19 protein-coding genes are annotated in these 20,784 nt (G+C 58.6%); 8 read left to right on the plus strand and 11 right to left on the minus strand.

Annotation, left to right across the window (positions count from 1 at the left end):
- Positions 1 to 113 precede the first annotated feature (113 nt).
- The 4 genes from ACR0J2_RS12925 (at position 114) to ACR0J2_RS12940 (ending at position 5,246) form a co-directional block, all read left to right on the plus strand.
- Positions 114 to 1,364, plus strand: coding sequence for a sarcosine oxidase subunit beta family protein (locus tag ACR0J2_RS12925; RefSeq protein ID WP_170611663.1), 1,251 nt, complete (start codon positions 114 to 116; stop codon positions 1,362 to 1,364).
- Between the two features lie 72 nt (positions 1,365 to 1,436).
- A complete protein-coding gene (locus ACR0J2_RS12930; RefSeq protein WP_480812816.1) occupies positions 1,437 to 1,724 on the plus strand; it encodes a sarcosine oxidase subunit delta in 288 nt (95 codons plus the stop codon).
- A complete protein-coding gene (locus ACR0J2_RS12935; RefSeq protein ID WP_480812817.1) occupies positions 1,721 to 4,681 on the plus strand; it encodes a sarcosine oxidase subunit alpha family protein in 2,961 nt (986 codons plus the stop codon). Before ACR0J2_RS12930 ends, ACR0J2_RS12935 begins: the two co-directional genes overlap by 4 nt.
- A complete protein-coding gene (locus ACR0J2_RS12940) occupies positions 4,674 to 5,246 on the plus strand; it encodes a sarcosine oxidase subunit gamma (protein WP_480812818.1) in 573 nt (190 codons plus the stop codon). The genes ACR0J2_RS12935 and ACR0J2_RS12940 overlap by 8 nt, the downstream gene beginning before the upstream one ends.
- 122 nt (positions 5,247 to 5,368) lie before the next feature.
- Here the strand turns inward: ACR0J2_RS12940 and ACR0J2_RS12945 are convergent, their stop codons facing one another.
- The 7 genes from ACR0J2_RS12945 to ACR0J2_RS12975 all read right to left on the minus strand — a co-directional run bounded on the left by ACR0J2_RS12945 (position 5,369) and on the right by ACR0J2_RS12975 (position 13,023).
- Complete coding sequence (locus ACR0J2_RS12945) at positions 5,369 to 7,102, minus strand: thiamine pyrophosphate-binding protein (RefSeq protein WP_480812819.1); 1,734 nt, start codon at positions 7,100 to 7,102, stop codon at positions 5,369 to 5,371.
- Between the two features lie 69 nt (positions 7,103 to 7,171).
- Positions 7,172 to 8,296, minus strand: a complete 1,125-nt coding sequence (locus tag ACR0J2_RS12950) for an enolase C-terminal domain-like protein (protein ID WP_480812820.1) — start codon at positions 8,294 to 8,296, stop codon at positions 7,172 to 7,174.
- Between the two features lie 31 nt (positions 8,297 to 8,327).
- Positions 8,328 to 8,762 carry a universal stress protein gene (locus ACR0J2_RS12955; RefSeq protein WP_170679100.1) on the minus strand — a complete coding sequence of 145 codons (435 nt, stop codon included), beginning with the start codon at positions 8,760 to 8,762 and terminating at the stop codon, positions 8,328 to 8,330.
- A 58-nt stretch (positions 8,763 to 8,820) separates the two neighbouring features.
- A complete protein-coding gene (locus ACR0J2_RS12960; protein ID WP_170611677.1) occupies positions 8,821 to 10,134 on the minus strand; it encodes a TRAP transporter large permease subunit in 1,314 nt (437 codons plus the stop codon).
- Positions 10,135 to 10,139: 5 nt separating this feature from the next.
- A complete protein-coding gene (locus ACR0J2_RS12965; protein WP_480812821.1) occupies positions 10,140 to 10,667 on the minus strand; it encodes a TRAP transporter small permease in 528 nt (175 codons plus the stop codon).
- A 62-nt stretch (positions 10,668 to 10,729) separates the two neighbouring features.
- A complete protein-coding gene (locus ACR0J2_RS12970; RefSeq protein ID WP_170611680.1) occupies positions 10,730 to 11,710 on the minus strand; it encodes a TRAP transporter substrate-binding protein in 981 nt (326 codons plus the stop codon).
- Positions 11,711 to 11,772: 62 nt separating this feature from the next.
- Positions 11,773 to 13,023, minus strand: a complete 1,251-nt coding sequence (locus ACR0J2_RS12975; RefSeq protein WP_480812822.1) for an NAD(P)/FAD-dependent oxidoreductase — start codon at positions 13,021 to 13,023, stop codon at positions 11,773 to 11,775.
- Between the two features lie 141 nt (positions 13,024 to 13,164).
- Here ACR0J2_RS12975 and ACR0J2_RS12980 point away from each other — a divergent pair, with 141 nt between their 5' ends.
- A complete protein-coding gene (locus tag ACR0J2_RS12980; RefSeq protein ID WP_170611684.1) occupies positions 13,165 to 13,866 on the plus strand; it encodes a GntR family transcriptional regulator in 702 nt (233 codons plus the stop codon).
- Between the two features lie 52 nt (positions 13,867 to 13,918).
- Here ACR0J2_RS12980 and ACR0J2_RS12985 read toward each other — a convergent pair whose 3' ends face one another.
- The 4 genes from ACR0J2_RS12985 to ACR0J2_RS13000 form a co-directional block, all read right to left on the minus strand.
- Positions 13,919 to 14,671, minus strand: coding sequence for an aspartate/glutamate racemase family protein (locus ACR0J2_RS12985; protein WP_480812922.1), 753 nt, complete (start codon positions 14,669 to 14,671; stop codon positions 13,919 to 13,921).
- An 85-nt stretch (positions 14,672 to 14,756) separates the two neighbouring features.
- Entirely contained in the window at positions 14,757 to 15,527 is a 771-nt protein-coding gene (locus ACR0J2_RS12990) for an enoyl-CoA hydratase-related protein (protein ID WP_170611686.1), read from the minus strand.
- A 2-nt stretch (positions 15,528 to 15,529) separates the two neighbouring features.
- On the minus strand, positions 15,530 to 16,843 hold the full coding sequence (locus ACR0J2_RS12995; RefSeq protein WP_170611688.1) for a hypothetical protein: 1,314 nt from the start codon (positions 16,841 to 16,843) through the stop codon (positions 15,530 to 15,532).
- On the minus strand, positions 16,843 to 18,279 hold the full coding sequence (locus ACR0J2_RS13000; protein WP_480812823.1) for an amino acid adenylation domain-containing protein: 1,437 nt from the start codon (positions 18,277 to 18,279) through the stop codon (positions 16,843 to 16,845). Before ACR0J2_RS13000 ends, ACR0J2_RS12995 begins: the two co-directional genes overlap by 1 nt.
- Before the next feature lie 342 nt (positions 18,280 to 18,621).
- Between ACR0J2_RS13000 and ACR0J2_RS13005 the strand changes: the two genes are divergently transcribed.
- Genes ACR0J2_RS13005 through ACR0J2_RS13015 form a run of 3 tightly spaced genes read left to right on the plus strand, consistent with a single transcriptional unit; the run spans position 18,622 to position 20,778 of the window.
- Positions 18,622 to 19,440, plus strand: coding sequence for a DUF6502 family protein (locus ACR0J2_RS13005; protein WP_480812824.1), 819 nt, complete (start codon positions 18,622 to 18,624; stop codon positions 19,438 to 19,440).
- A gap of 2 nt (positions 19,441 to 19,442) precedes the next feature.
- Positions 19,443 to 20,327 (plus strand): DUF5666 domain-containing protein, encoded by an 885-nt coding sequence (locus ACR0J2_RS13010; protein WP_480812825.1) that lies wholly within the window; start codon positions 19,443 to 19,445, stop codon positions 20,325 to 20,327.
- Entirely contained in the window at positions 20,317 to 20,778 is a 462-nt protein-coding gene (locus ACR0J2_RS13015) for a hypothetical protein (protein ID WP_480812826.1), read from the plus strand. Before ACR0J2_RS13010 ends, ACR0J2_RS13015 begins: the two co-directional genes overlap by 11 nt.
- Positions 20,779 to 20,784: the final 6 nt, after the last annotated feature.

A 20,784-nucleotide genomic window follows, 5' to 3' on the forward strand; every position in this document is an offset into this window, starting at 1 on the left:
TTTGACCCGAAAACGAAAAACAATGTCGCGGAATGACATGTGTTGGTCTTAGATTCGATGAGTATGGCCAAGCGGAACGCCAGACGGCGTTCCAAACGAGAACGAGGCAAAGCATGCGATATTCCGGCTTTCGGGTCATCAAAGAGGCTCTGACCGGGCACAAGGGCTGGGAACCGGCGTGGCGCGACCCTGAACCTCAGGGCCAATACGATATTGTTGTCGTAGGCGGCGGCGGCCACGGTCTGGCCACAGCATACTATCTGGCTAAAGAGTTCGGCGAGGCGCGGATTGCGGTTCTGGAAAAGGGCTGGATCGGCGGTGGAAATGTCGGGCGGAACACGACGATCATTCGTTCGAACTACCTGCTGGACGGGAACGAGCCGTTCTACGAGTTTTCCCTGAAGCTTTGGGAAGGGCTGGAGCAGGATTTCAATTTCAACGCCATGGTCAGCCAGCGCGGCATTCTTAATCTTGTGCATACGGATGCGCAGCGCGATGCGGCACGGCGCCGGGGCAATGCGATGATCCTGAACGGCTCGGACGCTGAACTGCTGGATACAGCGGGTGTCAGGGCGATGTATCCATTTCTGAACTTCGACAACGGCCGCTTTCCGATCAAGGGCGGCCTTCTGCACCGGCGCGGCGGCACGGTGCGCCACGACGCGGTGGCCTGGGGCTATGCGCGTGGCGCGGATCAGCGTGGCGTGGACATCATCCAGAACTGCGAGGTCACTGGCTTTCGCATCGAGAACGGCAAGGTTCTGGGGGTCGAGACCTCGCGTGGGTTCATCGGGGCCAAGAAAGTTGGCGTGGCTGTGGCCGGGTCTTCAGGCCGCGTGATGGAAAAGGCGGGGATGCGCCTGCCAATCGAAAGCCATGTGTTGCAGGCGTTTGTGTCCGAAGGGCTGAAGCCGGTGATTGACGGTGTGATCACCTTTGGCGCGGGCCACTTCTATTGCAGCCAGTCCGACAAAGGTGGACTGGTCTTTGGTGGCGACATCGACATGTACAACACTTATGCCCAGCGGGGGAACCTGCCGGTGATCGAGGATGTTGTGGAAAGCGGCGTGGCGCTGATACCGGCGCTAGGCCGGGTGCGTCTGCTGCGCGCCTGGGGCGGCGTTATGGACATGTCGATGGATGGGTCTCCGTTCATCGACCGGACACATATTGATGGGCTCTATTTCAACGGCGGCTGGTGTTACGGCGGGTTCAAGGCGACCCCGGCCTCGGGCTGGTGCTTTGCGCATCTGCTGTCCACAGACCGGCCGCATGATGTCGCGACCGCCTATCGCCTGGACCGGTTCCGCACCGGCCACATGATCGATGAGAAGGGGGTGGGCGCGCAGCCCAACCTGCACTGAAGAAGACATGAGCATTTTCTGCAAAACCGGTAACCGGTTCCGCGGTTCGAAAATGCGACAGGAGCCAATGCCTTGATTATCAACCATCCGCTTCTTGGGCCCCGCGATGCGCAGGAGTTTGTCTATCTCGGCGACGCTGCCCTGATCGACCGCCCCGACTGGCAGGCCGAAAATGCTGCCGACGCCTTTCACGACTATCTCTATCTGCGCGACAACCCGGCCGGAGAGCATCTTGAGTTGTGGTATCACGAGCAAGGCGACCGGTCCTGGTTAGTGGTGACGCGCAACACCTTGACGCATGAGATCACATCCGTCGAACTGGCCCGTGATGTGGCCCGGGCAAGGGGGCGCAGCAAATGAGTGTACAGACCAACCGGTTGAATGGTGGGCTTGTCGATCAGACCCAACCCCTGAGCTTCAGCTTTGACGGTAAAAGATATCAGGGTCACCCTGGCGACACACTGGCCTCGGCCCTGCTGGCCAATGGCGTGCGGCTGATGGGTCGGTCGTTCAAGTATCACCGTCCACGCGGGCCGCTGACGTCCGGATCCGAAGAGCCCAACGCGCTGGTCGAACTCCGCTCGGGCGCGCGGCAGGAGCCCAACACCCGCGCCACCGTGGCCGAGCTTTTTGACGGGCTCGAGGCAAAATCGCAAAACCGCTGGCCGTCGCTGAAGCGGGATGTGTTGTCGGTCAATGACATGTTCAGCAACTTCCTGACCGCAGGCTTTTATTACAAGACATTCATGTGGCCGAAGGCGTTCTGGGAAAAGCTCTATGAACCGGCGATCCGGCGCGCGGCCGGTTTGGGCAGCGTGTCCGGACAGGACGACCCTGATGTATATGACAAAGGCTTTCTGCATTGCGATCTGCTGGTGATCGGGGCCGGTCCGGCGGGCCTGATGGCCGCGCTGACAGCTGGCCGAGCAGGTGCTCGGGTCATTCTGGCGGACGAGGATTTTGTTCTGGGCGGGCGCCTTAACGCCGAAAGTTACGAGGTCGGCGGAATGGCCGGATCGGACTGGGCAGCGCAGGCCGTGGCAGAGCTGTCGGCGATGGACAATGTACGCCTGCTGTCGCGCACCACCGTGATCGGGGCTTTCGATCATGGCACCTATGGTGCTGTCGAAAGGGTGGCCGATCACGTACTGAGGCCCGGTACCGGGCAGCCCCGGCAGATCATGTGGCGGATTTATTCGAAACGGGCGCTTCTATGTGCCGGCGCAACCGAGCGGCCCATCGCATTTGCCAACAATGATCGCCCCGGCGTGATGCTGGCCGGGGCAACCCGGGCCTATGCCAATCGCTGGGCAGTGACACCGCACGAACACATGGCGGTGTTTACCAACAACGATGACGGTCATCGCACGGCTGCCGACCTGATATCCAAAGGTGTACATGTCACCGCCGTGATCGACACGCGGGCCGACGCACCCGCCATCGAAGGGACGGAACTGTTCGCCGGTGCGCAGGTGATCAACAGCAAGGGCAGACTGGGCCTGGGGTCGGTGACGGTCCGTACGGCGAAGGGGTTCACCCGCGATATCATATGCGGCGGTCTGGCTGTCTCAGGCGGTTGGAACCCCAATGTGCATCTGACCTGCCATCAGCGCGGGCGTCCGCAATGGAACGAGGGTCTTGCAGCGTTTGTTCCGGGTGACGTGTTGCCGGTCGGAATGACGGTTGCCGGGGCCGCGGCTGGCTTGATGTCGACCCACGGCGCGCTGAAATCCGGCGCAGAAGGGGCGGCGGCAGCACTGTCGGGCCTCGGGATTGCGGCGCAGGTCGGGGAAATACCGCGGGCCGAGGACGCACCGGTGAACCTGCAACCCTTCTGGTATGTGAAAGAGGGCAAGGGCCGCGCCTGGATCGACCAGCAGAACGATGTGACCGTCAAGGACGTCAAACTGGCGCATCAGGAGAACTATGTCTCGGTCGAACATCTGAAACGCTATACCACGTTGGGTATGGCCACCGATCAGGGCAAGACGTCGAATATGGGTGGCCTGGCGGTAATGGCCGAGATGACGGGCAAGTCGATCCCGGAGACCGGCACCACCATTTTCCGCCCGCCCTATACGCCGGTTGCGATGGGTGCTCTGGCTGGCCGGTCGGTCGGCAAGCATTTCCATCCGACCCGAGAGACGCCCAGCCACAAATGGGCAACGGAACAGGGCGCGGTGTTCACCGAAGTCGGCGATTGGCTGCGGGCACAATGGTTCCCGCAAAAGGGTGAGACGCACTGGCGGCAATCGGTGGACCGTGAGGTTCTGCAGACCCGCAAATCGGTTGGTGTCTGCGATGTTACCACGCTGGGCAAGATCGACGTGCAGGGAACGGACGCGGCGGAGTTCCTGAACAGGATCTATGCCAACGGGTTCGCGAAACTGCCGGTTGGCAAGGTGCGCTATGGCCTGATGCTGCGTGAAGACGGCATCGCCTATGACGACGGCACCGCTGCGCGACTGGCCGACGACCACTTTGTGGTCACGACAACCACCGCCAACGCCGTTCTGGTTTACCGCCAGATGGAGTTTGCGCGGCAATGTCTGTGGCCCGATCTGGACGTGCAGCTGATCTCGACCACCGAGGCCTGGGCCCAGTATGCCGTGGCAGGGCCGAATTCCCGCAAGTTGCTGGAAAAGATTGTCGATCCAGGGTTCGATCTGTCGAACGAAGCGTTCCCGTTCATGGCCTGTGCCGTGATCACCGTTTGCGGCGGTTGCCGGGCGCGTTTGTTCCGTATCTCTTTCAGCGGCGAGCTGGCCTATGAAATCGCCGTGCCCACACGCTATGGCGATGCGATGATCCGCGCGCTGATGGAGGCCGGAGAGGAATTCGGTGTGGTTCCCTATGGCACAGAAGCCTTGGGCGTCATGCGGATCGAAAAGGGGCATTCCACCGGCAATGAGCTGAACGGCACCACCACGGCGCTGAACCTTGGCATGGGCCGGATGGTCAGTAAAAAGAAGGACTGCATCGGCAACACCCTGAGCGAGCGCGCTGGGCTGAACGAGGAAGACGCTCTGCGTCTGGTGGGCTTCAAACCGGTGGATGCCGGCGACCCCGTGGTCGCAGGGGGCCATTTGATGACCAGTGATGGTCCGGTCGATGCGGCCCACGACCAGGGCTATGTCACTTCGGCCGCCTATTCACCGGTCCTGCACAGTTCGATCGGCATCGGATTCCTGAAAAACGGTGCAGATCGGATGGGCGAGGTTCTGCGTCTGGTCAACCCGCTGGAGGGCAGCGAAGTGAAGGTCGAGGTGGTCAGCGCCCATTTTGTCGATCCCGATGGAGGACGTCAGCGTGCATAAACTGAAACCGCTCACACCGCTTGGAGGCGCCGAGCCCCGATCAGACGGCTTTCCCGGCTTGACGATCACGGAAAACACCTCGCGGGCGCTGGCGTCACTAACCGCAAGTCAAGGGCATGAGGCAGCGTGTGTCACCAAGGCAAATGAGTTGATCGGTGCGGCTCTGCCTGCGCCGGGCCAATCGGTTTCGACATCGGCCTTTTCGGCATTCTGGATTGGTCCGGACAGTTGGATGATCGATGCCGATCACGCAAGCCACGAGATGCTGGCAGTTGAGGTCAAGGCCGCTGTCGGAAACACTGCTTCCGTTGCCGAACAAACCGACGGCTGGTGCCGGTTTGACATTACTGGCCCGGCCGCCTGCGATCTGTTCGAACGGCTTTGCAATGTTGACACCCGAACCATGCAATCCGGTGCCGCAACCCGATGCTCGATCCACCACATCGGGTGCTACCTGTGGTGCCACGAGACCGGAACGTCCTTCTCCGCCCTTGGCCCTCGGTCCTCGGCCAAGTCACTTCACCATGCCATTACTGAAATAGCTGAGGCCGTGTGCCGGGGCTGAGGCGATTTCGTTGTCCGTGTTGGCGCATGTCAGCACGCGCCAACCTAATACCTTTCTTAGTGTCCTTGGTGAAATAAGACAGGTTTTAGCGCGGCCCCCGGCCAATGGGGCCGCAGCTTCAGTCAGTAGAAGTGCGGCAGGTTTTTGGCCCGCGCGGCGCGCACCCAGTTCGGTACAAACGGGACGATCTTGTCCTGCGACGGAACCATAATTTCGATGAAGTTCGCTCCGGGGTTGGCGATCGCCTCAGACAGAACAGCCTCTATTTCTGACTCACTTGTGATTTTCGCAGTGCGGAAACCAAACCCCTCGGCAACCTTGCAGTAGTCCACACGGCCGAAGTCGGTGGACCACGGTTCATCTATTTCGTCCAGTAGGATAGCTTCGCCCCGGATCCAGCCGAATGTGTCGTTGCGGGTCAGGATGATCGTAACGTTTTTGCCGGAACGCTTGATCGACTCCATGTCGCCAATGACAAATCCGAACGACCCGTCACCGGTAAAGGAAATCACCGGGCCGTCATTGGCATAGGACGCTCCCAGACAGGCAGGCACCGAATATCCCAGCGCCCCCATGGAGTAATTTGTGATGTAATGCCGGCCCGGCTTTTTGAACGTCAGAAGGGCAGACGGGTAGATCGCGCTGACGCCCGGCTCCGACGTGATCACGGCGTCGTCCGGCATTATTGTGTCCAGCGCTTGGCTGAGCTTGACCGGCGAGATCGTCCCTTCGGGCATCGGGATGTTCGAGTTGAAGACATTGTCGAGCGCGGTTTTCTTCATCGGGTTCAGATCGATCCTGTCGCGCTTCAGGTTCGGATGCTCGGCCCTGATGATCTCGACCATGTATTCAATGCTGGCCCGTGCGTCGCCGACCATGCCCACTTTGACGGGAAAGTTGTTGCCGACATGCGCCTCGGCAATATCCAGATGCAGAAAGGTCTTGGATTTTGGGTCCCCGTACAGCTTCCAGTGGTCGGTCGCAGCGCTGTCGGTGTTTGATCCGACAAAGAAGATCGTGTCAGCTTCAAACACGTACTGGTTGGAATACTCCATTCCGCCGCGCCCCCCGATGACGCGCAGTGCCAGTGGGTGATCCTCTGGGATAGTGCCTTTGCCGGGCGTTGTTGTGCCGACGGGAATTTGCAGAAGTTCCGCCAGTTCCAAGATTGCGTCGGAGGCCTTTGAGATCAGCCCGCCCTGACCGCAGACAATGGCCGGTTTTTTGGCAGCCAGAAGAATCTCGATTGCAGCGCGGATTTTGCTGTGGTCGGCAACTGGGCGGTGCGCCGGGTATTGGCTGTATTCCGCCTCGGCATAGAGATCGTCAACCTCCGCCTCTTCTCCGAAGATGTTGATCGGCACTCGGATATGCACCGGTGCAGGGCGACCGGAGGTTGCGACACGAAAGGCCCGGCGCAGCAGGAACGGGATTTCCCTCGCGTTCGTCAGCACAAAGCTTTCCTTGCAGATACTGTCGTAGAGTTTGGTCTGATCGACCCCGGTCAGACCGTGTTTTTTGTCCTGATTGATCGGAATGTCCGAACTGAAAAAGATCACCGGAACCGAGCTGAGGAATGCTTCGGTGATGCCGGGCGAACAATGAGTGACGCCGGGGCTGGGAGCTTCGAGAACGCATGGGCGCCCGGTGATCTTCGCATAGGCCTCGGCGGCGTAGGATGCGGTGCGTTCATCGCGGGTCAGCACGAACTCGATATTGCTGTGTTCACGCCATTCCTTGTACCAGCCGATGGTGGTTTCCCCCGGCAGGCCGAACACATGGCGGACGCCGTGCAATTCAAGCATTTTCAGGATGATCTGCGCGCCGTTCATGCGCTTTGTGTCTTGGTGTTCCATGGGTAGGTTCCCTTTCCCGATCAACTACCGCACACAGTGCTGTATGCAGCTGACCTGAAGTTTTTGAGATTACGTCAAAGGTTCTGCGACTGCGTATTTTGTCAGCATGTCAGGGTTGACCTGAACGCCCAGGCCCGGCCCGGTCGGAACGTGCACTCGCCCGTTTTTGACGGGGAAGGGTTCGGTCAGAATGTCTTCGGCGGCGTAGTAGGTCGCCATGTAGAATTCGCATTGCAGGATCAGGTCCGGTACGGCGGCCATCAGATGGGCACCGGCGGCATGGGCCAGTCCCGTTTCGAACATGCAGCCGCCATAGATCTCGATTCCGGCAGCACGGGCGATTGCGGCCACCTCCAGCGCCCGCCGAATACCACCGGATTTCATGATCTTGAGCGAGAAAATGTCCGCGATCCGGATCTGCGCCCCGTAAAGCGCGCCTTTGGGGTCAAACACGCTTTCGTCCGCCATGATCGGGGTATCGATTACATGCGCAATGTGGGCCAGGGCTTCACGTTCGTGCATCTTGACGGGCTGTTCGACAAATGTCGGGCGAAACGCCTCGAGATCCCGGATGCAGCGCACGGCGTCATAGGCCGGAAGACCCTGATTGTAGTCAATGCGGATGTCCGCCTCGTCGCCATAGATTTCGCGCAGTTTTTCACAGCGCATAAGGTCGAACCGATGGCCGGCAAAACCGGTCTTGAACTTGAAGATGCGCACGCCGTCTTCCCACATCGCGGCGATGTCATCGAGGTCCGCGTCGAAATCTGGGTTAGCGACCGAAAAGCTCATCCCCATGCTGTCACGCATTTTACCGCCGACCAGTTCGCAGACCGAAAGGCCGGTGATCTGGCCGGTGATGTCCAGCAGCGCCATTTCCAGCGCGGCCTTGGCCTCGGGGTGGCCGATCAGCACCTTCTCCGCCATGTTCATGTGCTTTTCGACCTGGACCGGGTCCTGATCGATCAGATGCGGGCGCAGGTGCACGTGCAGGGCGGCGGCGTTCGCCTCGGCGGTTCCGGTAAAGACAGGCCAGGGTGAAGCTTCGCCCCAGCCTGTAAGGCCGGTATCCGTTACCAACTCCAATATCGCAACGTTAATATCTGCAACGTCGCCGCTGCCATGCGAATGGACAGCTTTGGCGGGGATCGAAATGCGATGAACGCGCAGAGTTTCGATTTTATGGTCGCTCACGTATGTCTCCGAAAGTGAGAGTTGATGGTGGTCAGTTCGGCCGCACGACCAGCACGCTGCAACGGGCGTATCGCGACACCCGGGCAGCGTTTGGTCCGATCAGAAAATCCCGGACCGATGGTTTGCTGGCACCGATCACGACGAAACTTGCAGACTGATCGTCGGCGTGGTTGATCAATTGCTCGTAAACGACACCGCGCAGCACCCTGGTTTTGTGTGCGACGCCGTGCCAATTGAAGTCGGCACAATACGCGGCCAGATCATTCTCTGCCTCGATCAGTACCTGCTGGTGCATTTCTGCCGGGATGTAACCCTGAACATAGCTGAGCTCCTGATCCGGTATGACAAAGATCACCTCGACCGTGCTGTCATGGGATCGGGCCAGCGAAATTGCTTCGTGAACGACATGGGCGTCGCTGTCTTTGTGCACAAGGTCAACGGCTGCGAGTATTTTGGATCGGGTCATGACGTGGGTCCCCCCCTGCTGTGACAGGCGAATATAAAGTGTGGAAGGGGCTGGCCGATTACCGGCCTGCCGAGTTCCGCATATTGTCAGGCAGCCAGGTGGCCAGTTCCGGGAAAGCGATCATCACGAAGACCATCACCACCATGATCAGGAACAGCGGCAGGGCGGTCTTGGCGATATATCCCATCTCGTGCCGGGTGATCCCCTGCATGACAAACAGGTTGAAACCGATCGGGGGTGTAATCTGCGCCATTTCCACAACCACCACGATGAAGATTCCGAACCAGATCAGATCGATGCCCGCGCCCTCGACCATCGGCTGCACAATCGCCATGGTCAGAACGACCGACGAGATGCCGTCAAGAAACATGCCGAGAATGATATAGAACAGCATCAGCGCCAGCAGCAGAGAGAAGCGCGACAGTTGCAACCCTTCGATATATTCCGCCAAAGCGCGCGGCAGTCCGGTAAAGCCCATCGCCAGTGTCAGGGCAATGGCACCCATGAGGATAAAGGCGATCATGGCCGAGGTTCGGGTGGCACCCAATAGGCTTTCTATGAAGGCCTCCTTGGTCAGCGATCCCTGCATGGCCGCCAGAATGAACGATCCGATAACCCCAATGGCGGCAGCCTCGGTTGCCGTGGCAAAGCCGCCATACATCGAGCCGATGACAACCAGGATCAACAGGATGATCGGGATGAGAAACCGGCTTTCGTTCAGTTTCTGCCCAAAGGTCATACGGTCGGAGATTTCCGGTACTTCATCACGGCGCAGAAAGGACCAGCCAGCGACATAGGCCATGAACATGCTGGCCAGCACGATACCGGGCAGGATGCCTGCCATGAACAGTTTCGAAATCGATTGCTCGACAGCGACCCCGTACACAATCAGGGTCAGAGATGGCGGAATCATCAGGCCCAGCGTCGCCGCGCCGGTCAGGGTCCCGATGATCATATATTCAGGGTATTCCCGTTTGCGCAGTTCCGGGATCGACATTTTGCCGACGGTGGTGAGCGTGGCCGCTGAAGAACCGGACACGGCAGCAAATATGGTGCAGCCGACGATATTCACGTGAACCAGGCCACCGGGCAAACGCTGCATCCACGGGCTCAGACCCCGAAACATGTCCTGCGATAATCGACTTCGGAACAGGATTTCCCCCATCCAGATGAACAGCGGCAGCGCCGTCAGTGTCCAGCTTGAGGATCCGGTCCAGATACGGGTCAGCATCGCGTCGCCAGCCGGGCGCGATGTGAACATCTCAAGTCCAAGGTAAGCCACGCCAAACAGCGCGAGGGCGACCCAGACGCCTGTGCCCAAAAGCACAAACAGTGCGAACAGAAAGATGGAGACGAGGTAGAATTGTTCCACTGGGCTTACTCCGCGTGCACATCGACCCCGGCGGATCGAATGTTGTCCTTACCCGTGAACAGGGTACTGATCAGGTTGTCGAAGGCGCAGATCGCCAGCAGGACCGTGCCGATGACCATGGACATCTGCGGGATCCAGATGGGCCACGCGTCCTGCCCCTGGCTGATGTCGTTGAAGCGATAGCTTTCATAGGTCAGTTTGATGGCGTAGCGCGCGAACAGATATGTCAGGTAACTGGCAATCGCCCAGCACCAGATTTCCCCAAATCGCCGGAACCGTCCAAGCGCGTTCAAAAGCAGGTTTACCCGAATATGGCTGCCGCTGTTCAGCGCATAAGGCAGCGCCAGAAACGACGCGGCGGCCATGCAATAGCCGGTGAAATCTGGTCCGCCCACGACAACCTCGCCGACCCATCGAGAGATCATCTGCATCGAGACGAAACACAGGATCAGGATCAGAAAGACAGCGGCGATATATCCGGCCCAGCGGTACAGAGCATCCAGAACAACGCGCAACAGATTGAACAGCGCCACGGCAATTCTCCTCTTCTGCGCCCCGACGCCGGACCGGCATCGGGGCTTGTTTCAGTCAAGGATTATTGGGCAGCCTTGAAGGCATCGACGATTTGCTGACCTTGTTCGCCGGCAGCTTCCAGCCATTCGGCGGTCATGGTCTCGCCGATCGCGCGCAGTTCAGCGGCCAGTTCATCGCTTGCGGGGCCGGTGGTCATGCCGTTCTTGCCCAGCTCGTTCACGGTGAACTCGGTGTACTGGATCGAACGCCAGTCGCCTGCATATTCCGCGGCAAGGGCGCAGCCGTTCACAACGTTCTTGGTCGCGTCATCCAGGCCGTTCCAGGCATCCATGTTCACCAGAACATAGTTGCGCGGCATCCAGGCATCCACGCCGTAGTAATGCGACAGGCTTTCCCAGACTTTGCGGTCGTAACCGGTGGACCCGGACGAGACCATGCCCTGTGCCACACCCGTCGCAAATGCCTGGCTGATTTCTGCGGCTTCGATCTGCACCGGCAGCATCCCGGCAAGCTCGGCCATGCGGGCCGAGGCAGAGTTATAGGCGCGGAACTTCAGACCTTCGGCATCGGCCAGTTTGTTGACCTCGCGGTCGAAATACAGACCCTGACCCGGCCACGGTACCGAATAGAGCAGATGAAGGTTCTGTTCCGCCAGCAGTTCGGACAGCGGGCCCTTGGCCACATCCCACAGCTTTTCGGAATCCTCGAACGAGGTCGCAAGGAATGGAACAGAGTCAAAGCCGAACAGCGCGTTTTCGTTCTGGTGACCGGACAACAGACGCTCACCGATGTTGACCTGCCCTGTCTGGATTGCGCGTTTTATTTCCGCGCCCGCATAGAGCGAGCCGCCCGGGTGGGTTTGAATGGTCAATTCACCCGCCGTTCCCGTGGTCACGCATTCAGCAAACATTGCGCCGGTGGCCGAGTGGAAGTTGGTGGCCGAATAGGCCATCGGCATATCCCAGGTTTCAGCATTGGCCGATACCGCTGATACGGTGGCTACCGCGACACCAGCGGCAATTTTGGTGATTGTATTTGGCATTTCAAACTCCCTTGTTGCCTATTTTCGGCCCCTGATTTTCCGGGGCGTTTATGGTCGTTTCTTCAGAACCGCTGCGGATCGTAGACGGTCAGATCAATATTGCTGCGCTCTCCGGTCAACAGCCCCGCCAGAATGCGTCCGGTTTTGGGCCCGGCGGTCAGGCCAACATGATGATGCCCGAACCCGGCCAGTACGCCGCTATGGCCAATCTCTCCGATCAACGGCAGGCTGTCGGTCGGGGCAGGGCGATGGCCCAGCCAGCTGTTCATATTTTCGAACCTGAGGTGCGGAAAGCTTTCCTCGACCTTGCGCCTGAGCAAATCAAGCGGCGCCTTTGAAGGCCCGGCTTTCAGCCCGCCAAATTCGACGACACCGGCACAGCGTAGCCCATTTGCCATCGGGGTGGCGACAAATTTGCCGGTGGTGATCATCAACGGGGTTGATGGCCCGTTTTCCGCCCCCGCGAATTCAATGTGGTAACCACGCTCGGTTTCGAGTGGCACGGACAGTCCAAGCTTTTTCGCCAACGGTCCGGACCAGACACCTGTCGCCAGAACAATATTGGAGCAGGGCAGTGTGCCGCTGTCGGTGATAACGGCCGTTGCCTTACCGTCAGTGAACTCGAAATCTGTTACCTCGGCCCGACGGATCGAAGCCCCCAGTTTTTCGGCTTCGGTTGCCAGCGCGGCCACGTATGATCCGGGACTGCATGTAAATCCGTGATCGTGCATCACGGCCAGAAGTTTCAGATTTTCCGTCAGGTTCGGTTCGAACTCTCGAACGGCGTCCCCTTCCAAAACCTCGGGTCCAAAGCCTGCGGTTTGACGCAACATCCACGTATAGCTGTCCGCTTCGAAGGCGGAGCGGTCGGGATAGGCGAAACTGTAGTCCGAGGTTTGGACCCATTGCGCGGCATCTGTTCCCTTAGTCAGGGCAAAGTGCTGCTCGACCGAGTCCGAGGTCAGCGGAGCCAACCCGGCAGCAATTCTCCGGGTGTCCTTGTCGTTGGCATGTGACAGGTATTTTGTCAGCCATGGCACAAGCCGTGGCAAATAGGACCAGCGCAGAAACAGCGGGAAGTTCGGGTCCAAGGCCATTCGGGGACCTTTGAGAACCAGTCCCGGCGCCGTGACAGGGGCGACTGAGCATGCCGCCAGCACCCCGGCATTGCCATATGACGTCGCCCTGTCATCCCCTGGCGCGTTGCGGTCCACAATGGTGACGTCGACGCCCTTGCGACGCAACCAGATAGCGGTCGAGACACCGACGATTCCGGCGCCAATTACGACGACTTGTTGAGCCTCAGACGTCATATCATCCCATTGTGGCGAGAATCATCGCCCCTTGCATCGTATTCCAGCCTGTATACAGTACTGTCGCAATCTGTGAAGACAAATGTTTCTTTTCCCGTGCGCTTTGATAGAACGGGCAAAATCCGAACTGTTGGGTATGAGATGTCCAAATCCGAAGGAAGCGTAGAACGCGCCTACGAGGCGTTACGCAAGAAGGCGATCAGTTTCGAGTTCATGCCCGGTGAGCGCCTGAACGAGACCGCGTTGACAAAAACTCTTGATGTCAGCCGCACCCCGCTGCGCGAGGCATTGAACCGGCTTGCCGCCGAAGGGTTCCTGACTTTCGAGCTTGGCAAAGGGTTTTTTTGCCGCCCACTCAGCCCCGACAAGATTCTGGAACTTTACCAGCTACGATGCGCGCTTGAGACCGAGGCGCTGATCCGTACCATTGAAGGAGCGGATGACAACGCAATAGCCGAGGTTGTCGCCTATCTGGACGAGGCCGAGAAATCCTATTCTGTTTGCAGCGATCTGAATGTTCTTTTGCGCATGGACGAAGAGTTTCATGTCAAGCTCGCGACACTGTCGGGCAATAGTGAACTGGTCCGGCTGCTGTGCAACGTGAACGAACGCATCCGGTATGTAAGGATGATAAACTTGCGGCTGCTGCGTGATCGCCGGGATACGCCTGACTACGATCACTCTTCCTTGTCACAGCATCGTATCATCCTGAATGCGGTGAAGGCACGGGACAAAGACGCCGCGATCGCAGCTTTACGGCGTCACATTGAACGCCGCAGTGAACAGACGGTCGAATTGGTGCGCGTGGCGTTTTCCCAACTCTACGTTCCGGGGAACTTGTAGACCCACAGTCCTGCCCAACTGTGTCACGCAGCTGGGTCAGGATGTGCGATGTCTACCTCGCCAACCCCAGCAGTGGATCATCCAGTTCCTGGGAAAACCGATCCGGTACAAGCGATTCATGAAACCATTTCAGGAAGGTGTAGATCGAGAACACTGGCAGCCCGGTCAGTTTGCGAACATCCGCCGCGTAAGGCGTCATATTGGTGCATTCCAGCAAGATTGCACCGACATCCGGATGTTCTGTCACCAATTGCCGCGCCGCATCAAGCATATCCAGTCGGCAGGCCGCAAAATCGATTTTGGGGGCATCTCCCAGGATATCACGGGTAAACGCCCGACCACCCTCGGTGCCCACGACCGGAGTATCAGCCGGCACATTCGCGGCAGCCAGATGGGCCGGCGTCAGCGTTTCTCTCGAGATCGTCAGAATGCCCACGCTTTTTTCGGGGGGAAGCATAGCCTGAATCATGGGGGCCTGCATCAGAGAGGATGTGGCAACAGGAACCCGTACCGCCTCGGCCAGCTTGTCCTGAACAATCGACAGAAAACCGCAATTTGTCGTGATACCGTCGCATCCTGAGGCAACCAGGTCTTTTGCGGCTTCGATGAAAAGGTCAACCAGTTCCCGTGCATCATTGCGCACCACCAACTCGGGCGTGGCGCTGCGCACGACGCGGTACTGTACCGGGAAAGGCCAGGTCAGCGCATTTCCGATGTCGCCGGGAATGCGCGGAAACTGCGTTTCAAGCATAAGAATGCCAAGGTTGGCTCCGTATACCGTTTTTCCACCGTAACAGGTCTGCATGGCGTGGCCCCACTGGATGCAATTGTACGCATAGCTGTATACAATTTTGGGAAAGTCAATCCCGATCTTTCCCGTTCGATGGAATTCAGGCGGAATGGAACCGGGGTTCTCTCTTTTCCAGAAACGCATTCATGCCTTCCTGTTGCGCCGGCAATCCATAAAGGGCGTGGTACATCTGCCGCTCATAGCGAAGACCGGAGTCCAGCGTGCTATGTTCAGCCATGTTTACACAGGCACGAGCCATTTCTGCGATGTCAGGTGCATAGCCCGAAATGGTTCGTCCTACATCCTGTGCGGTTTGTTCAAGTTCTTCGGACGGTACTACGCGGCTGATCAGACCCATCTGAAGCGCCTCCTGCGCATCCACCAGGCGACCGGTCAGGATCATGTCCATCGCCCGGGCACGTCCAACCAGCCGGGTAAGGCGCTGCGTGCCGCCGATACCGGGAATACAGCCGATCTTGATTTCAGGCTGGCCAAACTTTGCGGTGTCCGACGCCAGGATGACGTCGCACATCAGGGCAATCTCGCACCCGCCGCCCAACGCGTAGCCGCCAACAGCTGCAATCTTTGGCAGTTTCAGTGCGGCGAACCGGTCCCAGCCGCCAAAGAAGTCACTGGCCCGCATACTGGCATAGGTCTGAACCGCCAACTCGCTGATGTCAGCCCCGGCCGCAAAGGCGCGCTCGTTTCCGGTCAGGATCAGGCAGCCGATTGCCGGATCGGCCTCAAAGTTGGTTGCCGCGTCCAGCACCTCATGCATGACCTGCGAATTCAGGGCGTTCAGCCGATCCGGCCGGTTGAAGCGGATTGTGGCGACACGCCCGTGAGTTTCCGTCTGAATTGTCCCATACATGATCAACTGTCCCAGATTGCGCCATAGGCGGGGATGCCCAGGCTTTCCATGTCGTGCACGACTTTGCGCGTAAGCTTCTGGTTCGAAATCACGATGACAGCCTCGGCGTCGCTGTCACGCACCGCCTGCAAAGCCAATGCGGAAAGGTTCGGTTTGCCCCTTTCATCTGTGTCCCAGATCAGAGGGGTGTCAGTATGCGCTTCGATCTCGTCAACCAACGCGTTCCCATAGGTCTTTCGGGGGCTTCGGGTAGACCAAATCAGCCTGTTCGGCACATCACCGGCCAGAAGATGAGGCAGGATCGGACCAATTCCGGACCCGGTGCCGACATAAACGACCTTTTTGAACAAAACCTCAATGCGGGCCACGCCAGATGTCGTGATGCCTTTGACCCAGACCCTGTCAGGCGGGTTGTCGATGAATCGTCCTGTCCAGTCTCCGGCCCGGCTGATTGCCAGCCGGTAGCCTTTCTGGTTCGGGGCCGGGATATTGGCGAATGAGTGATACTCTCCAAACGGTGTGTGACTGATGGCGTTGGAACTGCCGGGGAACGGCGTGTCGCCGTATTCGAACCGGGCAATCACCGCATGGTTTGACGGTTTGACAATATCAACCTTCACCTGTTTCAGCGTCAGCCACGGAGACAGGATCGACAGTGTGATCAGGCAAAGCATCCAGAACGCTGTGCTGTGCAACAATGCATCGCCCGTGTCAGAACTTATTGACACCGTCTGTGCCCAGAACAGCGCCAGGACGGTCCATCCGATGAAGCGATGTATTTTCTCGAACATATTATGGAATCGGGCTCGGATCGGTCCCAACGCTGAAACCACCATGACGGTCATCAACACGACCATGGCGGCGCTTAGCGTCAGTGTCAGGCCCGAGGGCGAATCCGCCCCTGCACCCCTGTTCGCGATCATTCCAAACAGCAAGAACCCGAACCAGATCGTGCCCGCAACGGTACATCCTGAATGCAGTCCGCCAAAATGAAAGACCTTGCCGGCACCCCAGCGAATCCACAAAGGCCAGGATGTCGGAACCCGGGTCGCCAGCCAGAACAATGCGTTGACCGCCCTTTGCTGCCGGATCAGGATACCGATGCTCAGGTTGATCAACGCCATGTCCGCGATGAGGTTCAGCGCGTACTCACCATCATGAAACCACCTGCCCTGGTGCAGCCCCATCACGAAAACACCCAGATTGACGACGGCAACCAGCGCCGCCAGTCGCCGATATTCCATCAGCGCCGGGTGCCGTGTGACCCGCCGCCAGTTCAGGCCCCGGGATTGCAGATTTGTGGTTTGAGTTGTCATCACTTCAGCTCCGTCCCGGTTTGCGCGATGTGGTCACGGGCGAGTTGCTTCAGCAGGCGCTTGTCCAGTTTGCCGCGTGTTGTCCGTGGCAGGGCGTCCATCGGCATCACCACAGCCGGACAGCAATAATAGGGCAGACGGTCCGCAACCGATCGCGCCGCACGCTTGGGGCAAGCGGAAGCAGGCGAGATGAAACTTACCAGATTTCGGCTGTCGTATTGCAGCGTCACGGCCTGTTGGCAGCAGGGCGACTGTTCGAGCGCGCCTGAGACGCTGTCCAGTTCCACCCGAAAGCCGCGTATCTTGACCAGATCATCAACGCGGCCGAAATGTTCAAGCTCTCCATCGTCGGTCCAGCGGCCCAGATCGCGGGTGCGAAACATCATATGGCCAGGGCGAAACGGATCGGGGCGGTAACGCTCATCCGTCAGCTCAGGGTTGGCGAGGTATCCGGTTGTCACGCAATCCCCACCGGCCCACATCTCACCCTTCTGGCCAATTGGCAGGGCGCGCAGGTTTTCGTCCAGAATGTAGACCGTGTTGTTGGGTGTCGGACGACCTATGGACAGGATCTGTTTGCCGGGGTGATGCGGCTCGGCCGTGTTGATGATTGTCGTCTCTGTCGGACCACAGGAATTGTAGAATGTGCAAAAGGCCGACCACCTGTCGGCAAGAGGGCGTGGGCAGGGTTCTCCGGCAACGGCGGCGACTTTGACCTGTTGGCATCGTGTATGATCCAGCGCGTTCAGGATCGACGGCGTGGCGATCAGAACGTCCACCTGTTCCGCCGTATCCTGAATGGACTTGCCACGAATAACCAGCGTTGCCCCGTTTGACAGCGCCCCCAGGGTTTCCCAGGCGGCCATGTCGAAAGCGATGGATAGAACCTGTCCAACCTTCATGCCCGGGCGCATTCCCAGATCACCGGGCGCGGTCAGCAGGATATTCGCCAGATTGGCATGGCTGACCTGAACGCCATTGGGCACACCTGTCGTACCTGATGTAAACAGGATCATCGCAAGATCTTTGGGTCGCGCCCGGTATCGGGTATCCGGGGCTGGGGCATCCAGGAGCGGGTCGAACATGACCGTGTCGATGGTGATCAATGTTTGGTTTGCCGATACGGGCACCTGATCCGCCAGTTCACTGAGACTGAGCAGAACGCGCGCGTGCGTTACTTCGGCCACATGCCGGAGCGTTTCGGGAGGCGCAACGCCGACATGCTGCGGTACATACGCAGCACCCAGTTTGATGGCGGCCACAATGCCAACCACCATTTCGATCGAGCGGTGCAAAAACAGGCAGACTGCATCGCCGCGTTTCACACCATGGGCGCGCAATACGGCGGCCAGACGGTTGGATGCCTGGTCCAACGTACGGTAGTTTATCTCGTGCCCACCGCAGTCGATGGCGACCGCGTTTGGGTTCCGCTGCATTTGATGCTGCAAGGCTTCGGCAATTGTGGCGTGGCGTGGTTCCGCCTTGGGGCCCCAGCCGAAATTTCGGAAGCGGACCTGATCCATAGGGCTGAGATGGCAGAGGACATCTGGGTGTTGTCGAAGGGGCAATTCTGAGGAGCTAAGAGGGGTAAAATTGCTTGAAGCTGAGATGTTGATTTCTTGCATGACAATTTCCTATCGGTTCAGGGGTCACGCAATATTGATAATGGGAAAATTTCCCATTATGACTCACGATTGATCACGAAATAGTCACGAAAGCGTTGAATGTGTTAATGCGTGACAGATGTTATCCGCCAAAGGACTTTAATGAGTAGCGCAATGTCGACGACCCCCAAGACACCTCTTGAATCCGCGTTGCCAGCCTTGCTGGAGCCTTTGGCACAGGCGATGGTCGCACATGGCGTCACTGTTGGCAGCGCGACCGAGGCGCTGAAAAAGGCGTTGCTGAAAGCGGTTGAAGACAGTTCAGACACACCTCTGAGCGACAGCCGCGCCAGCCTTTTGACGGGGCTGCATCGCAAGGATGTAAAACGCCTGCGCAATCTTGATGATGAAGCGCCGGAAAAGCGCAGTTGCAGTGCGGCCGCGTTGGTGATCAGCCATTGGGCGACATCGCCCGAGTTTCAGGACAACTCCGGTGAGCCGCGCAAACTGCGGCGAAAGGGCAGCGAGGGTGGGCCAGGATTTGACGATCTGGTTCGGCTTGCACGTATCGACATGGCCCCGGGTACCGTTCTGAAAACCCTGCTTGACCAGAATATCGTCGAACAAGGACAGGATGGGGATTTGCGTCTTTTGACCCACGCCTTTCTGCCATCGGGCGGCGGGGCGGAACAGGTCGCAGCGTACCAGGCAACATTGTCCGCACATCTGTTGGCCGCCACGCAGAACCTGCTGGCAGAGCCGGGCGCCCGGCGGAATTTCGACCGCGCTGTCCGGTATTCACATCTCTCAGAGGCCTCGATCGAAGAGTTGCGCAAGGTATCCGATGAAAAGGCACAGGCGTTGTTGCAGGAAATTAACGCGCTGGCCCGATCCCTGCAGGACAAGGATCAGGGCAAGGGCCACTCGGGCCGATTTGCGACGGGCGCTTATGTGATGCCCTTGCCGGACAAAGGCAGGGATAAGAGTGAGTGACCATGTTCCTGTTTCACCGTGCCTTGTCCGCAATCCTGACAATCCTGATACTGGCCTCCCCCGCCGGCGCAGAGGGTAGCGAAGAGCGGGAAGGCGGGATAATTGGTACCGGTATCGCCGGAACGATTACGCATCTCGGCAGTATCCATGTGAACGGGTTACGCATTCAGATTGACGATCAGGCATCCGTGGCAGGTTCGGTTCCGGCAATAGCCGCCGGGTCACTTCAACCGGGGCACACGGTCGCGATCACAGCCGAGCGTAGGGGCGATGGTTGGAACGCAAGGCAAATCCGGCAGGTTCTGCCGGTCGCCGGGCCAGTGTCGGATGTCAAAGGCGGAACCCTGACCGTGCTTGGCACCCGGATTGAAGTCCCAGATCAGAAACCGGACGTGCAAGTGGGAGACTGGGTCGCGATCAGCGGTTTGTGGCAAGGGGAGCGCCTGCTTGCCTCTCGGGTCGAACGGTTAAACGGCATGGATCATCAGGCCCGGTTGAGCGGAACCTATCTGGGTCCGGACCCAAATGGCGATATCGTCATAGGAGGCAGCAAGATCACCGGGATCAGACCAATGCACCTGGAACCCGGCGATGTGATCCGAGTTTTCGGTATGCCGACGTCGGACGGGATCGAGGCCAAAAGGATCGAAACTGGCTTGTTTGATGGTCCTGTCGGGATTGTGCAGGTTCAGGGGTATTTATCCGTTCCGAAACCAAGTGGTCTTTACACGGTTCTCGGCAGCGGGCTTGTTTCGTACACCGACAGGCCCGAGATGATTGATCCCAACAGCCAGGTCATCCAGTGCGGGCAGGCGGGGCAACTCGGTGTGGACAGCACGAATACAAGCCGTCAATCGGACCGGATCCGGGTCGATCTTGGCTGCTGATCCATTCGTGATTTTAGCAGTATTTTGTGGTAATAGGGCGCGTCGCCAATTCCGGGTGACATTCAAAGGATCAGGAGACCCAATTAACCCAAGGAGCTACTTCATGTTGGATAATCAGACTATTGTTCGCGCGCCAGATGGCAGGCTGATCTCAATCGGTCGGACAGGTGTAAAAGTGGAAACACCGGTCAAGGCATCGACCGGAATTTCAAGATCACCGGAAATCAACGCTAGTAAGCCCCGTTCCAGTCCTGCTCAGGTTGGCGCCAAGATCGATCCAATGCAACTTGGTGCGAGAATTGATCCGGCGCAGCACGGCGCAAAGATTGACCCCACCCAATTTGGTGCAAGAATCGACCCAACCCAGCATGGTGCGAAAATCGACCCGACCCAGTGCGGAGCCAAGATCGACCCGTCACAACACGGCGCCAAGATTGATCCGGCAGCCTAGGGCTAA

The sequence above is a fragment of the Ruegeria sp. CG4 genome, from assembly GCF_056537185.1.